The following is a 15,686-nucleotide window of genomic DNA, read 5'->3' on the forward strand; positions in this document are numbered from 1 at the left end:
ACTTTTTCGAGTCTAATTTGGCCGTTCATTAGTATTATTTGACTTATTTATTCCTACCAAAATATCTAAGTCAATGGTAATCCTGGAAATTCCACGATTTATAATTTGTTCCATATCGTCCTTGCTCATATTCCAGGAAAGTGGCGACATTTGAGTTAAATTTGTTAAATCTTTTACATTTAGTCCCTTGGTATAACTAATTTCGAAAGTGTCCATAAGATGAAAATGCTGTTTAAAAAGAGATACCGTTTCATCATTTTTATAAGACGTTTTATCTTTCTCATCGAATCGTGCTTCTCGTAGTTCTTTTAAATAATTTGAACGAGGAACAACTTTAATAATGAGACCATTAGGTACTAAGATCCTTTGGAATTCCTTATAATTTGCAGGTGATAGGATATTCAAAATGATATGGCATGATTGATCCTGTAATGGTGAATTTGCTAAATCACCGACAAGCCAAATGGACTTTTTGTAATTGCGTGCCGCCATTCGTATGCCCTCTTTTGAAATATCTAAACCAATTCCTGCAATTGTTTCATTCTTACATTCATCTAAGATCCTTTGTAAATGTGATCCTTCTCCACACCCTGCATCAAAAATTATAATTTCACCCTTTAAAGCATCCATATTTTCAATGATAATTTCTGAAATTTCCTTGTGTAGGAGGGCAAAAAGGTTATTTTCCATAATGACTTTTTGTCGTGCTTTAAATAATTCCTTGGCATAATGGCTATTTGTAGAATGAGTCATCATGTTTACATAGCCTTGTTTCGCAAAATCAAACGTATGATTATTCAGGAAGACTAGGCTCTTTAAATGAGTGACCTTCATTGGACTTTTACAAAGCGGACAACTAAATACATGAACATATTTATTAACTAATTCAGCACTTTTTTCTTTATTAATCATGGTTTCTCTTCCTTTCAAATAAAAAAATCACAAGCATCTGCCTGTGATTTGAGAGTAAAGGGAAAGAGACCCATCCTTATTCTATTAGGGGGAGCTATTAAAAGCCGTCAGCAAATAAAACCTGCCCTTGATCTAAACAACGAAAGGTTAAATTAGACAAAAATAAAGAAAGGCAAATAAGTCGCCTTTCCTTACATTACATATTTTCCACACATAAACAGGCAATAAGGATCCACCCATAAGTTGATTGGGGGAAATAAATTGCTGGATGTGGTGAATAACTATGAAATGAAGATTATTAAAAAAGGACAGACTAATCCCGTTTACTCTGCATACACAAACAGAGCCTTTGAACGTATTCAATTACTGGTTCAAAGTTGGGAATCGTAGTCTCATAAAATGTGTCATTTTTTAATAATCCTCCTTAACGTTTAAAAGTATAGTGATTATTATAGGTTCTCTTTTACAAAAAGTCAAAGATAAATAGTGCTTTTACAATTAGAGACGGTTATTTACCTTCAACTTGATATTTATTTTAGTATCTTTTCCGTTTCCGACACAAGGTCATGCAACATTTTAACCGCTTCACTCGTATGATCTGAATCGGAAGAAATTAATGTAACAATCTGGTCGATGTTTTTCTTATAATTATTGGGTTTCTGATTAAAGCTCTCAATCATTCGGACAGCTTTTTTCTCATTGATACAGTATTCATCATTCAAAGCAAATAATACTTGATTTAAACATGAAATAGTTCGGAAGCAGTGCCCCGTAACATATGTAATATCATCCTTATCCACATTGTCCTTCGCAAACATCAAAGAAAAAGATGCTTCAAACATGAAATAGCCGATTATGGCATCCTTTAATGATTTTGGATAAGGGCTAGTCTTAGCTTTTAAATCTGAAATTTGATTGGTACATTCATACAATATTTTACAAATGGAGATTTCCCCCATATACATAACATTTAGATAGGCATGTGGATGTCCTGTATGATAATGAGTAGAAACCTTGCCCTGTAAACAATCATCAATTACTTGAGATACCCTTTTTATATCCCGAAAAATCAAATCTACATGGTACCCTTGAACGACAATCCAACCACCACCATTTATCCAGGCACCCCACTCACCTAAAGATGTAACTAGATTTTCTCTATGGTCATCATCCAATCTAGTAGCAGCTTCACTAACCCCTCTGACATCAAACCCTGCCGATGTATCATAATATATTCCAATATCTATATCGGAAGTTGGGTGATTCGTACCTCTTGATCTTGATCCTCCTAATACCACTCCAACAATGCCCGGGACATCTTTTAATTCATTGTTAATTTCTTGTAAAATGTTTTCTACGCTCAACAATTTTCAACTCCTATTTTTATCCTATGGTTAATAACATTCACTCAGTTATCATCGAAACAATCGGTTTTTCCCAAATAATCCCCATTGCCCAATTCATTCTACGAAAGGTACAATTAGGCAATAATTTTCCATATATCTCATAGTATTTCTGTTCTGAAAGGTACTTGTCAGATGCTAAATGTTCGAGCCACGACTTTGAAGTGTTATACTTGAATACTCTCACAGCATTTTTCACACCGAATTTGAAACAGTTAGGAAGAAATTCTTGGATTGCTCCTAATATGTAAACGTACGTTGGTGGGGTTTCAACCTTAGACACATTATCAAGAATAACAATTTTCCCACCTTCGTACAGCAATTCTTTCATTTGATTAATTACAATTGATATATCCCTCAAATGATGGAAAGTCGTCCTGCTTACGATATAAGCAAACTTATACCCCAAACTAAGATTTTCTGCATCCATCTTCAAGTATGAAATATTCGAACACTGACGCTTCTTGTTGGCAAACTCAAGCATCCCTTCCGATATATCAATACCAACTACCTCGCTAAAGTAATTGGATAATTCATAGACTAATATTCCCGTCCCACATCCAATATCTAATGCTCTCCCTTTTTCTATTGGCATATTAGCAATAAAAAAGGTATTGTCATTCAGAAGATTAGTTACAAAGTCATACTCTTCAGCCACTTTATCAAACTGTGATCCTGTAATACTCATATGTTCACCCCCTCCTATTCAACAATGGGATAGATTTACCTTACCATTTATTTATTTCATTCAACTCTTCCTGTAAATAGTTCATCGTTATAACTCTTTCTTGTTCCCCTTGTTTATCATATAAAAGTTGTTCCATAAATTCCCATATATCTTCCAATCGTCTCTTTCCCTTATAAAAGGTCATTGCTTCAGGATTAATTGAAAAGTTTTGATGAGTTTTCCGATAGATTCTTAAAAATTCATTAAAGTAGGGTTTATCATCTAAGAACATCAAGTCAGCTTCAGGCGGGGCTAGTTTCAATCCTTCCCAATCAATTAATATTAGCTCTTGTCCCGACTGCATTAAATTCCAATTGTGTAAATCTGTATGACATAAGGCCATTCTTAATTTTGAGTTTTTCAAGTTCTGTGAATGCTCCTCAAGTGTATAAATCAGATCATTTAATTGTAGAATGTAGGAATGGATCAATTCCCATACCTCAGACGGAAAATCATTTCTCCCTTTTTGCAATGTTTGTCTCAACATCGGTAAAAATGGAACCTCAAAATCTTCTATAAAAGCATCAGTCCCAATTGGAATGTTATCACTATATGAATGAAGCTCTGTTATGATCTTTGAAAGCTGATAAACCTGATTCTCTGTTAAATCTCGATCCCCAATCGTTTCCCCCTCAATATATTCATAAAGCAAATAAATCCCATACTCATCTTCACATTTATATTTTCTTTCACTTGTCATCATAGGAACGGAGATTTTCCCTTTTAAATTGCTATTCTTTATAAGCCATACCAAGATTGGAACATATTGATCAATCAGAGCAGTCAACTTCGGTGTGGAAGCTCTGCTTTTTTCATATACCTTCAAAAAATAGCTTTGATTTTTATTTGACACTTTATATGCGAGGGATGCCCAACCACCCTGCTGAGGCGACACAACATTAATCTCTATGTCATAAAAGTCTTTTAATATACTTTTTACTTGATTCATCCTAGCCCCTCCAGTAAAAACTTACAACACGGAAAAAGTATAACACAATTCGAGGTTGCCCTTTAATTATTGTAAAAAGCCATACATATGCGTATTAGAATGGTTGAATATGAATTTCAAATGATTTAGTATCTTATTTAAAGCATTATTTATGAGGTGAGGGTATTGGTGAAAGCAGACAAGTTAGCCTCCTAAAAATCAAAAACACATTTTTAGGAGGCTAATCAAATGAAATTTAATCTAATTGAAAAAGAAAAATGGGATAGATTGCCGTATTTCGAGCATTACTTAAATCAGAAGTGCACATTTAGTATTACAGCAAATATAGATATTACAACGTTATTGGAACAGCTCAGGAACAAAGGGATAAAGCTATATCCATCCTTTATTTACATGGTCACTAGAATAGTAAATTCTCATAAAGAATTTAGAACTTGCTTAAAAGATGATGGTACTCTGGGTTATTGGGAAAGTTTGTTGCCTAGCTATACAATCTTCCATAATGATAACAAATCATTCTCAAGCATATGGACCGAATTCTCTGATGAATTTCCTGTCTTCTATAAAAACTTTCAAGACGATATGAAACAATATTCAGAGGTTAAAGGATTTTTCATAAAAGAAAATGTACCAGAGAATTCCTTTCCTATATCTAGTATTCCATGGGTTAGTTTTACTGGCTTCAACCTAAACGTAAATAATAATCATAACTACTTATTACCAATAATTACTGGCGGAAAATACTGTAATCAGGAAGATAAAATATTATTGCCTATTTCTTTACAGGTACATCATGCGGTTTGTGATGGATTTCATGCTAGTATTTTTATAGAGGAACTACAGCAACTTTCTAATAACTGCCTTGATTGGCTCTCATAAGTATTGATGATGTAGCTTAATAAATTTAGTTAAGGAGTTGCTTTGGTGACTCCTTTTCTTAATTATATTCAAACCCTATCTTTACCTAGTTCTGATTAGCTCACCTATATTTGACCTTTATTACTCATTCAATGACTGATAAATGTTTTGCGTATACTTCGTGATGGCCTCGTCATAATCTGGATACTTATATCCAAGACTTTCTGCCACAGATTTAGAGTATTTTCTAAATAACTCATAACAAGTAAATAAAGACTTCCACATGTTTGAGTAGCTACTCTCAGAATAAGTTGTGAGTAATGTTTCCCAATCATCTTTCGGTAAATACTGTTCAATAAATTTATAGTTTTTCCCCACACTAAAGGTAAACCCTCGCTCTAATCCTATTTGCCAAGACATCATTCTTAACAGATTAGGCCGTACTATCTCGTTCAAATGGTCAATTGTAAATAGAATTTCTTTTCTAGCCAATCCCTTTACTACATATGTAGAAACCCACCAAAATTCATTGCAGCAATCATCAAATTCTCTTGCTGTGGGCTTTTTAATCCAATACTTCCGATCATTTGCGACCACTTTATTTTTGACAAGACCACCCTTATCAAGTAGGACTTCTACTAGCCCATCACTATTAGAAAAGTAATCATCTACTTCGTTTATCGGAATAAGTGTTAAGTCAATTCTATTGCCATCTTCAAATAGCATAAGGTAGGAAAACCAATGCCCTAACTCCGGCGGAAAAAGCTCCATGTCTTCCGGTTTTTGCATTATCAAACGTTTCCCAAAAACATTCAGCCATTCATCATTCTTTTTGAAGGAATCCATATCTGTTACAAAATAAGAAATATCATAATCCTGCAATGAATCACGGGGAATGTTTTTGTTTGCACGTGAACCTTCCAAAGTTACCAAGCGAATTCGATTATCGTTCTTAGCAAAACTAATGAGCAAATTCTTCATTTCTTGTTCACTTCTCATTGTATTAATCCTCCAATTTGTTGAAAAGTAGTTTATGTGCCGTATACGAAGAAATCTCAGAAAATTACTGTTCTCAGATTTCTATTTGTGTACTTTTTATTTAGCAAACTATTACTATTACTTTTCTACTGAAATGATTAAAAACATGGGTCTTCTGTTTTCATCTTTCATCCCTGGATCATTCCTTACCATTTCTTCCGTAGCCATAGGTTCCTTAACCGCTTTTATTTTAAAACCTATATGAATTAAATCATTAATATAAGTAGAAATTGTACGGTGATATTTGATCACATTCTCGGTTAGAAAAGTTGTATTACGTACTTCTTCTGATTGGTAATTATCCACTGGCCAATGAAGGCGATTTCCTTGATCATCATAATACCAATCTTGTTCGTCCCGAGAAGTAAAAATCGGATGTTCCACGGAAAAAATAAAAGAACCTCCAGGTTTTAAATATTGATAAACTTTTTCGCAAATAGTATCAAACGATTTAATATAGTGAAAAGCTAAAGAACTGATCACTACGTCAAATTGTGCGTCCGAAAAATTGATGTCTTCAATTGGCATTTTAATATACGTAATTAAAGGATCATCTGTTTTTTCACGGGCTGTTTCAAGCATTTTTTCGGATATATCTACTCCAATTACCGAACTTGCTTGGTGTTCACGTGCGTATCGACAATGCCAACCGAATCCGCACCCCAAGTCAAGTACACTCTTATTTTTCAACTCTGGAAATAAGGATTTTAAAACCGGCCATTCTCCTGCACCTTCAAGCCCTTTAACTGATCTTGGCATTTTTTTTCATATTCAGAAAAAAACACAGCATCATCATATTTGTTTTGTTTCATAATTTAAACATCCCCTATAATACTCTTTCCTTAACACATGTCTATTCCTCTATCTCCCAAGCTGGGTTCCAGACTACTTCCCACAAATGCCCATCCGGGTCCTGAAAGTGACCGGAATATCCACCCCAAAAAGTGTTGTGTGCAGGGTCCGTTATTGTTGCACCCGCTTTTTCGGCTTGTTCTAATACCTTATCTACTTCTTCTTTACTATTTACATTGTGACCAATTGTAAATTCAGTAGGACTTGCTGGAGCCTGTGTAACTTTTGCCTCATATGCAATATCTTCTCGTTTCCAAATAGCAAGTTTCAAACCTGATTGTAGTTCAAAAAAGGCTACTGCTCCATGCTCAAATTCTTTACCTACAATACCTTCTGTGGGTAGTCCCAATCCATCACGGTAGAATTCTAATGCTTTTTCCAAATCATCTACACCTAATGTGATTACTGTGATTCTTGGTTTCATAATTAATGACACCTCATCTTCATATTCATTTTTACCATTAAACTTTTGGCAATAACTAATCCGAGTCCTGTCCCCATGTCCCTGCGTCCACTACCCGCTACTTAATGTAATTTCAAATTACATTCCAGCTAAACCTAATTCTTTATTTGCCATCTGAATATATTCATCCATCCCAGATATTAAGGCAAATTCGGCAATTCCAACAGGGTAAGCAGCATTTAATTCAATAATATGTTCCCTCATCTTAGGCCAATGATACCCTCCAGCTTCTTTGTAAGCCTTGATAAGTGTATCAAGACCTTCTTCACCAAATACTCTGTAATGGCCAACGAAATCAGTGGAAATATCAGCTACCTTTGCTTCTGTCCAATCAATTAACCCCGTTACATTTCCTGAACTTTCAACGAGGATATGTCCTGGGTGCAAATCTCCATGAATCAGTCCGGTTTCTTTTGGCCATATTTCTTCATCATTCAACCACGTCTGCCATCTATTCCATAACGGCTCTCCCACACCAAATTTTTCCTTAACCGCATCCATACGATTCTTCATGATTTGTTTTACTTCCTCTGGTGTTTGAACTATAACACCTGCTTCAGATGCTTTCTCCCTTGGAATGCTATGAAGTGTAGCCAATACTTTTCCAAGCGTCTGATAAAAACATTTCGGTATATTATTTTCATCAATTTCAAAAACATATCTTTTAGCTTCAGGATCAATGGTTCCTGCTGGAACTCCATTTAACTTTTTATACGCTATCAGCTCTTCTGTGTAAATTCCCCAATCAGGAGCTTCAAAACTAGCATACTTGTTTATTAAGTCCAGTGCTGTTTTTTCTGCCTTTGTTCTAGGGAATACATCAAACCGCCTCGGAATACGCAGCACCCATTCTTTTCCTTCCTGATCCTTAGCAAATACCACCTGAAAGTCTAATCCAGATTCATTAAAAACAAAAAAGTCCTCTATCAATTGGAGACCATGTTTTTCTGCAATTTCCAATACTTCCTTTTTTGTTTTACTCATTACTCATCACATCCAAATCATATTTTTTGAAATAATAGAGACAATATTAGTTATGAATATTACGTATATATTGAACCTCTCCCTCATCTTTCACAACTATTCCAAGTTCATTTAAGTCCATTCTTAAATGTTTTATTTTTTTCTTATCTCCTTCTCTAATTGCATTCCTACGTTCATATAAGATGGCATAGACATTTTCTCCAACCGTGCGATCTTCAAGCGTCCAGAGTTTATATTGATCGGCATATGAATCCTGTTCACTCCAAGGATAGTGATGATTCAGGAATTTTTCTCGTATGATTCCTTTTTTTATGTCTGTCTTTTCTCTCAATAATTCTTGTCCTTTATTACCTGTAATGATAACTGTTTGATCCTCCATAAAGATTTCTTTTACGTCTGAACTGTTAATTCTATTTTCTTTATCATCTTTATTAATCAAAATTTCTGTATCACTAATACTCACTTTCAAGGCTTCACTATAGACTGTTAATGACAAAAGAACCCCTATAATCGCACCTATAATCATCAAGACAATAGAAGTCCAAAAAGGGTCAAGTGACTCCAAGAGTACAATGACCTTTGAATCATTAAAAAGCGGAATTTTTATGATGAAATCCAATAATCTTGGAAGAAACCAACCAATCGTTCCTAACACAATAGGAAATAAAACAGCAAAGAGCTTTTCCAAGAAACCCATACCAATTGTGGATGTATCTTTCATATTATTTTTTTACTCCTTCATTCTATTTTTTTTAATAGATGATTCTATTTCCTAAATTAGTGCTATATGACTATTTTTAACACCATTTTAATTAATTCATTTTTATATTTCTCAAAACTAAAGGTTTTATTATGTTTAAGCATACTTTCCTCAATTGCTCCTTGAATCAGGACACAGATCATTTCAACATCAAACTGATTAGAAAACTCCTTCTTTTGTTGCCCATCTAATAGAATCTCTTTGAGCAATGTATATATTGGATCTTCGTCTTCTTCCCCATTGTCAGCTCTATAGAATGGAATTCCTTCTTCATTTTCAACATTAAAGACAATCTCAATTAATGCGATATTATATTTAAAGTTAGCCACTTGATAAGCCAAACACGCTTCAATATATGCAGTTAATTGCGAAGTAGGTGTTTCCTCTTGAACCACTTTTCCACTAATAAAATCCAATTTTTTTTCTAACAAGTACAGTAAAGTTTGATTAATTAAATCCATCTTGTCGGAAAAATGATAAGAAATTAAACCTGTGCTCACCTTTGCCTTTTTGGCAATTTTAGTTAAACTCACTTTTGTATAACCAACTTCTTCAAGTGTGTCAATACAAGATTGAATAATCTGCTCTCTTCGTGCTTCCGCAATAAAAGATTCACCCATTTTTAAAAACATCTCCTTTAAATCATATTACTTATCCAAATAAAATATTGATTGTACAATCAAAATATTGATTATACGTTTTATTTTACTTGCATCTTTTATTATTGTCAAATATGCTTCCATAATTAATGGAGCAGGACTTCTGGGTTTTATTTATTAGGAATTTTAAACGAAAAGAAAAGCAGTTTAGATGATTGGATCCTTATTGGACAAAGGATTATATAATTATTGAACAACAGAAACAAAACTGGACCCGCTAATGGAATCTAGCCTGAATTTTGATTGATTTGTGATGAAAACAACTAATTGTTTAAGGATTGAATACATATGGGTTGCCCGCTGCTCCTTCCCGATACCTTTGCCGTTCGGATACCAACTATTTAGCATGGGGAAGTAGAAAGTAGCAACTATATAGTTGTGCTAGTACGCATTACATACAGTGTGATCCATCAAACAAATCTTCCTAAGTAATTTAGGAGGGGGTTTCTTTTTTCTCCGTCCATTTATTTCTTTAGTTAGTATCCCCATTATCAATTACTTTGAACATCAGGTACAAACAATCCCTATCTCCATTTACCTCATTTATGAAAATCCAAGTCCATCTACTATGTCCCCAATCGAATAATTAACCTTCCCACACCCCTCCTTCCTCACATCACCCTCAAGCCCTTCTCTCCCAAGGGCTCACGCCCCCTTCACATTACCTTCCATTTTCTGTTATAGAATAATTACGTTCCCGCCTTTTTCCCGATTTTCGCCCAAAATTGTACCGATTTCGCAATGATTTTTATAAAAAAATTTCGTTCCTTTTCGAATAAATACGGAGTAGATGGTGAGGGGCCATTTGATTTAAAACGTGTGAAAAAAACACTAGAAAGGATACCGATTCAATAGCGTGAGGAAACCAACTGAAAAAGAACTTGAGTTGGACTAAACCCTTGCTGAACAAAGGATTGGAGGAATATAGAATTAAAAAAACGATTGGATTCGGATTGAATTTTGATTGAAAATGGGATTGGACTACAATTGGAACCCCAACGAATTTTACACAAAAAAACCGAAGGTCTGCCGGGAAAAATACCGGAAAAACCTTCGGATAAGGAACAGGCTCCCCATACCAAGCAAATAATATCAAATTTACAGTCAAACTCTTTGAGCTAGAACCAGCTCGAACTTTTTTTAGTATTGATATAAATCTCAACACGATATGATGATAATGAATAAAAAATGAAAGGAATGATGTGAATATGACAACTTTATATCGAATCAATGTGTTCGAAGACGAATTCCATTCCAAAGTAGTAACAAGGGTTAAATACAATGAAATCCTTGATTATTGGGATGGTCACAATTGGACAAATGGTGGAGTAGGAAGGCATTTGGGTATCACTAAGCTAAAAGATGGCAGGTATGTACTCATTTACGGTACACAATGGCAAGGAGAAAAAGATTATGGGAGGGTTGTTTCGCCAGAGGAAGCCTTACATGAGATATTAAAGTCTCACAATACAGAGCTTTTGACTCTGAAAAAGTTTAAGGATTTGAAAACTTTAGCAGAAGAAAAATAGATTATCGGTGACATTGAATACGAAAGGAAATAAAAGACCTAAAGGAGAACATTCTCCTTTTTATTACTTGAATCTATAAAACTGAGTTAAGATTGAGTACGTAATGCTCTACTGCACTCTTTTCTCTATTTTCCATATTATAGATGAAATATTACAAACCAAACTAAATTCTTCTTTCCTCCTATGTATACCCCAAATAAACCCTTCCGAAATCCCGCTCCTCAAATCCGCATTCTTCCGTTCGAGTTATAATAAAGATTTCCGACTGAACCCCTATTTTGGACCATTTTCGATTCAAATATGACCGTTTTTCCGCCTGTTTTTCCTCATTTTTTTCACCTTTTTTCGAGAGTTAAAATAAAGTCCTCCGATTTTGGAAGAAGGAGAAAAGGAGAAAAAGAATAAGGGAAATAAGAAAAAGCATTGAGAAAAGATTGAATGAGACCTTCGGTCTCTTATTGAATAAATACCTGAGTGAAATATTGAAAAAAGCCTGAATTGGTAAGGGTTCAAACAGGATTAAGTTAGGATAAAACTATTGAATTTTTATTGATTTCCTATTGAATTATAACAGAAAAAAGCCCGGGTTCCTAATGAGGAAAAACCGGGATGATATTGAGTCAGAGTCGAAAATCGGAAATGTTTATTTTCACTGTAATCGAGCCTGAATCGGAAATGTTTTTTTTGGTTCGGAAGAGTTTAATATTGGGTTACATTTTTAAAACTAACTGTGAAATGCACTCCACGTGTGTGGAGTGCTGACGGTAGGAAGCCAAAAAATAACAATGAGATGTAGTGGTGCAACATTGTTTATTAATTTTGCTTTATATTTCTTTCAGAATAAATTGATTTTACGCCTAATAAATAAAGTGACCCCATTTATAGTTACCAAAGCATAATAACAAAACTGTTAAACATTAAACATCTTTAAATAAAAATGGTAAAATCACCAATTTGAAATAGGGTTTTACTAACTTAATACCCATTATAGAAATGCTTAATTGTGTTATTTTAACAGTAAATAACTGAGACTTAATGTTCTTCTAATCCTAACCTCTAACAGATTATAGTTACTTGATCAATCTTTTATGCTCTAGATTGAATTTTATAATAACTTGGGAGTCTATATTCTTGATTTTCAATAGAATATAATATTTCTAAAACCTTTTGCATTGCCTCTTCAATTAATTTTAACTCTCCCATTGTATCAGTTTGAGAAACAATCTCAATAATTTCATCTATAACTTCTTTATATTGACAATATAGGTCTAATCTCTCCCTTAATTCCCATAAGTCAGGATAGGTAATCAAATACCATACAACACCTAATAATTTTTGCCAACCGTAATCATATTTTTCAGGATTGTTATTATGGTTGTAAATACAAATTTCATTTGCATTATTTCTAAACAGACCTTCTATTTCACTTAGACCAAAGCTCATAGATAATTTTCTACAATGGGGATGACTAAATAGTTCAAACAATCTCCCCATTACTTCATCTTCTCTAGTGTTAACGACAATTGGTAATCTTCTAGCTAAGTAATCTGCTTCACCTAATTCATGAATTAACACAGATAGGACCTCTTCATCCTTGATATCTCCCCGAAGTGTTATAAAAATCTTTTCCAATCTATTATCCTCTAATGTATATGCTTTAGAGCCTCCATTTGTAGTTTCAAAGAATAATTTTTTATCTAAATTTTCACTTATTAAGTTTGAAACTTCACTAAAGAGTAACCGTGTTTTTTCTTCCTTGTTAAGAAATGTTTCAACAGCCTTATTTTCTAGAATATTTTTATTTCTTTTTTCTATTCCTAAATTATTAATATAATCCTCAATCATTTGTTGTAACGACATATTTTCACCTCTAAAACATTCACTACTCTAAAGATTTATGTTTATCCTCTACTCTGAAAGAATCCTATTTAATGTTAGAAAAATGATATACCATTATGTGTGGGTCTATATCATCTTATATTTCTATAAAGAATTTGTTATTATTCAAATTCTCCTTGAGCTTTAAGTTTTTTCATTTGTTTATTGGTGTAAACATATCCATGACTTTCTTTTAAATCTTTCAGAGTATATAACCATCCCCCAGCGTTATTTGTAGGGGGATATGGATTATTGGGGAGATCAAATAACAAACTTAAAAAATAAAATTTATATTTAGGAGCCTTGTCAAATTCAAAATCCCTATATCGATTAACAATATAGCTAATAAGATTTTCTTTAAGGGTTTCGGATATCTCCATCTTTTCAATTTCGTTTCTCCATTGGTTCATTTCAAGAGGAAACGTTTTGTTAATACTAAATATTTTTTCCATAACCCCTCCATTAGCCCTTCGAAATGTTATGTATTTTGTAGGTGAGTAATTATAACCCTTTGAAATTGGATGGGCATGAATAAAATACTTTTCTATGAGATGTATCGTACCTCCGGCGGGAACCGATAAAACAATTGAATCTTCATCGACAACATCTTCTGATTTTAAATCAGATCCCCATGTAAAATTTATTTTTTCGTTATCTCTTTGGTTATTTTGATATCCTAGTAAGATATCCTGTTCCATCTGTATGTGATTCATTGTGATTTGCCAGTTACCTGATTCTTCAATTTTTTTTATTAATTCGTTGGTATAAAAAATAACTTTGTCAACATCATCTTTTTTGTCAAAGTATAATAGCAATTCGTGATTTTTGTTCAAACCTTTATTCGTAAAATTCGCCGAACCGACAAAACATTTTTTACAATCAATAATATAGGCTTTTGAATGTAAATCTTTTAAAGCTAAAACCTTTATTTCATTTTGGATAAGTAGTTTTAATGCATCTAAACTACTAGCTTTTTCTATAAATGCTTTACGTTCAAATCTAGTAACGATAGTGCAATCTATTTGGTTATTTTTAATTATATTTACTAATTTCTCAGCAGTATTTAGACTCAAAAATGGACTAATAATAACAATATTATCATGACACAGTTTCAAATTTTTAAATAATTGCTGTTCTAAATCACTTGTTAATAACTCCAAAGTAGTTTACCTCCAAACGTTTGTATGTAAATTTTACTATAAAATACAGGATCTGAGAGCAATAAAGGATTCCAAATTGGAATGGTACTATTGTTTATCCTTATGATGCGGTTCACCGCAGTTATTTAAGAGGCAAAAAATTAAGCATTGAGATCGCCCCAATGCTTATTATTTATATTTGTGATGTAATCCTTATTCAACGACCCAATAATGACTTTGAGGGATCTTTAAAAAATACCATTATAGGATAATTAACTAACTGTAAGTTCTTCTTCAACTATTTCCTCTAGACTTTCTTGAATATCCTCCATTTTTTCTTGCATATTTTTTGAAAGAATATCTAAAATCTCTTCGTTTGAAAGTTCTTCAAAATTTTGCTCATTCCTAAGAAAATCTGAACATACATCGATGAAGGCATTTGCAATTTTTTCGGTAACCTTCCTATTAAAACTTCCCATTATTAATCCAACAACAGGTGACAATATAATATTGCTTTTACTTATATTTTTACCCAATAATTTTGTAATAAAGGCTATTACCTTTGGTCCGAATTTTTCACTTCCATATTTAACAGCAGCCTTTCCAGCTGTTTTACTTCCTTCAAATAATATAAAAGGTAGCAATATAGATTTTAAAAGAGGTTTTGCCTCCTTCGAGAACTTTATGAAATTTTTAGAAACAGGGATTCCCATTACAGTCATTATATCCTTTGCTATATAAAGATACACAGCTCCCTTACCTAGTACATCTAATCCAATCGGAAATGTATCTGCAAGATGTGCTAAATTTTTATAATTAAACGGGCCTTTTGAGTCTAATCGTTCTTTGAGTAGCTCTTTTGCAGACTTTATTTTTTCTTCAATCTTAATTTTTTGGGCGGCTGTAAATGCTCTTACTGTAGCATCTGGAAGTATATTCATTGTTTCACTAATTAAATTTTTTAATCCATGTGGGGGTATATTTAGATTTCCGTATAACTTCCTTTCTTCAGCTAGTACCCGGCATATTTTTACTTCTGGACATTCTTTTTCAATTATTTTCTGGAACGTCTCATCAGTATCAAGTGTTTGTGTTAATACAACGATTACTGGCATGTAATTTGAAAAATCCCTTATCCACTCTAATTCTACATCTTCGATTCTTCTACTTTCATTTGAGATACAATACCACATCACATGCATATGCTCTTCAACATTCGAAGATTCTGCACGTTTACTAATTTCTTCAATAATACTATTTCGGGATTTTTCCCTTTCTTGAGGATCTAGTTCTAATCCCTTTGTATCAAATAGGTTTACATTAATATCTGCAATATCATATTTATCTAATGATTGCGAAACAGGCTTACCTTCACCCGCCTCAGCAATTTTAGAACCAAATATAGCATTGATTAATGTGCTTTTTCCTACTCCAGTTTTCCCTGAAAGAACTATATTAGGTTTAATAAAATTCTTATCAAAATTCTCATTAAACTTATTGAATTCTTCCTTCATCTCTGAAAAAATATCTTCCCA

General features: G+C 33.2%; 15 protein-coding genes and 1 pseudogene. 2 read left to right on the plus strand and 14 right to left on the minus strand.

The window, feature by feature from the left end; all coding sequences use genetic code 11:
- Positions 1-12: 12 nt before the first annotated feature.
- The 5 genes from I5776_RS18860 to I5776_RS18880 form a co-directional block, all read right to left on the minus strand.
- On the minus strand, positions 13-912 hold the full coding sequence (locus tag I5776_RS18860; protein WP_202778070.1) for a putative RNA methyltransferase: 900 nt from the start codon (positions 910-912) through the stop codon (positions 13-15).
- A 363-nt stretch (positions 913-1,275) separates the two neighbouring features.
- A complete protein-coding gene (locus I5776_RS21845) occupies positions 1,276-1,320 on the minus strand; it encodes an erythromycin resistance leader peptide (RefSeq protein ID WP_115648277.1) in 45 nt (14 codons plus the stop codon).
- A gap of 122 nt (positions 1,321-1,442) precedes the next feature.
- On the minus strand, positions 1,443-2,276 hold the full coding sequence (locus tag I5776_RS18870) for a nucleotidyltransferase domain-containing protein (RefSeq protein ID WP_018665429.1): 834 nt from the start codon (positions 2,274-2,276) through the stop codon (positions 1,443-1,445).
- 40 nt (positions 2,277-2,316) lie between these two features.
- Positions 2,317-3,003, minus strand: coding sequence for a class I SAM-dependent methyltransferase (locus I5776_RS18875; RefSeq protein ID WP_018665430.1), 687 nt, complete (start codon positions 3,001-3,003; stop codon positions 2,317-2,319).
- A gap of 40 nt (positions 3,004-3,043) precedes the next feature.
- A complete protein-coding gene (locus I5776_RS18880) occupies positions 3,044-3,991 on the minus strand; it encodes an aminoglycoside phosphotransferase family protein (protein ID WP_018665431.1) in 948 nt (315 codons plus the stop codon).
- A 228-nt stretch (positions 3,992-4,219) separates the two neighbouring features.
- On the opposite strand from I5776_RS18880, the gene catA reads away from it, so the two are divergent.
- Complete coding sequence (gene catA / locus I5776_RS18885; RefSeq protein ID WP_026562332.1) at positions 4,220-4,870, plus strand: type A chloramphenicol O-acetyltransferase; 651 nt, start codon at positions 4,220-4,222, stop codon at positions 4,868-4,870.
- Between the two features lie 120 nt (positions 4,871-4,990).
- Here the strand turns inward: catA and ant(6) are convergent, their stop codons facing one another.
- From ant(6) to I5776_RS18915, 6 genes and pseudogenes are all read right to left on the minus strand, one after another.
- Positions 4,991-5,848 (minus strand): aminoglycoside 6-adenylyltransferase, encoded by an 858-nt coding sequence (gene ant(6) / locus I5776_RS18890; protein WP_026562331.1) that lies wholly within the window; start codon positions 5,846-5,848, stop codon positions 4,991-4,993.
- A gap of 117 nt (positions 5,849-5,965) precedes the next feature.
- Positions 5,966-6,699, minus strand: a pseudogene (locus I5776_RS18895) (class I SAM-dependent methyltransferase).
- 41 nt (positions 6,700-6,740) lie between these two features.
- Entirely contained in the window at positions 6,741-7,163 is a 423-nt protein-coding gene (locus I5776_RS18900; protein ID WP_026562329.1) for a VOC family protein, read from the minus strand.
- 117 nt (positions 7,164-7,280) lie between these two features.
- Positions 7,281-8,186, minus strand: coding sequence for a macrolide 2'-phosphotransferase (locus tag I5776_RS18905; protein WP_026562328.1), 906 nt, complete (start codon positions 8,184-8,186; stop codon positions 7,281-7,283).
- 46 nt (positions 8,187-8,232) lie between these two features.
- Positions 8,233-8,907, minus strand: coding sequence for a YqeB family protein (locus tag I5776_RS18910; RefSeq protein WP_026562327.1), 675 nt, complete (start codon positions 8,905-8,907; stop codon positions 8,233-8,235).
- Between the two features lie 62 nt (positions 8,908-8,969).
- Positions 8,970-9,566, minus strand: a complete 597-nt coding sequence (locus tag I5776_RS18915) for a TetR/AcrR family transcriptional regulator (protein ID WP_026562326.1) — start codon at positions 9,564-9,566, stop codon at positions 8,970-8,972.
- Positions 9,567-10,813: 1,247 nt separating this feature from the next.
- On the opposite strand from I5776_RS18915, the gene I5776_RS18920 reads away from it, so the two are divergent.
- Entirely contained in the window at positions 10,814-11,134 is a 321-nt protein-coding gene (locus I5776_RS18920) for a hypothetical protein (RefSeq protein ID WP_018665455.1), read from the plus strand.
- 1,086 nt (positions 11,135-12,220) lie between these two features.
- On the opposite strand, the gene I5776_RS18925 is transcribed toward I5776_RS18920, so the two are convergent.
- The 3 genes from I5776_RS18925 to I5776_RS18935 all read right to left on the minus strand — a co-directional run bounded on the left by I5776_RS18925 (position 12,221) and on the right by I5776_RS18935 (position 15,665).
- Positions 12,221-12,994 carry a hypothetical protein gene (locus tag I5776_RS18925; RefSeq protein ID WP_202778071.1) on the minus strand — a complete coding sequence of 258 codons (774 nt, stop codon included), beginning with the start codon at positions 12,992-12,994 and terminating at the stop codon, positions 12,221-12,223.
- A 140-nt stretch (positions 12,995-13,134) separates the two neighbouring features.
- Positions 13,135-14,172: a phospholipase D family protein gene (locus I5776_RS18930; protein WP_202778072.1), complete on the minus strand. Its 1,038-nt coding sequence runs from the start codon at positions 14,170-14,172 to the stop codon at positions 13,135-13,137.
- A 251-nt stretch (positions 14,173-14,423) separates the two neighbouring features.
- Positions 14,424-15,665, minus strand: coding sequence for a GTPase (locus I5776_RS18935; protein ID WP_202778073.1), 1,242 nt, complete (start codon positions 15,663-15,665; stop codon positions 14,424-14,426).
- Positions 15,666-15,686 lie beyond the last annotated feature (21 nt).

The sequence above is a fragment of the Heyndrickxia vini genome, from assembly GCF_016772275.1.
Taxonomy (GTDB): domain Bacteria; phylum Bacillota; class Bacilli; order Bacillales; family Bacillaceae_C; genus Heyndrickxia; species Heyndrickxia vini.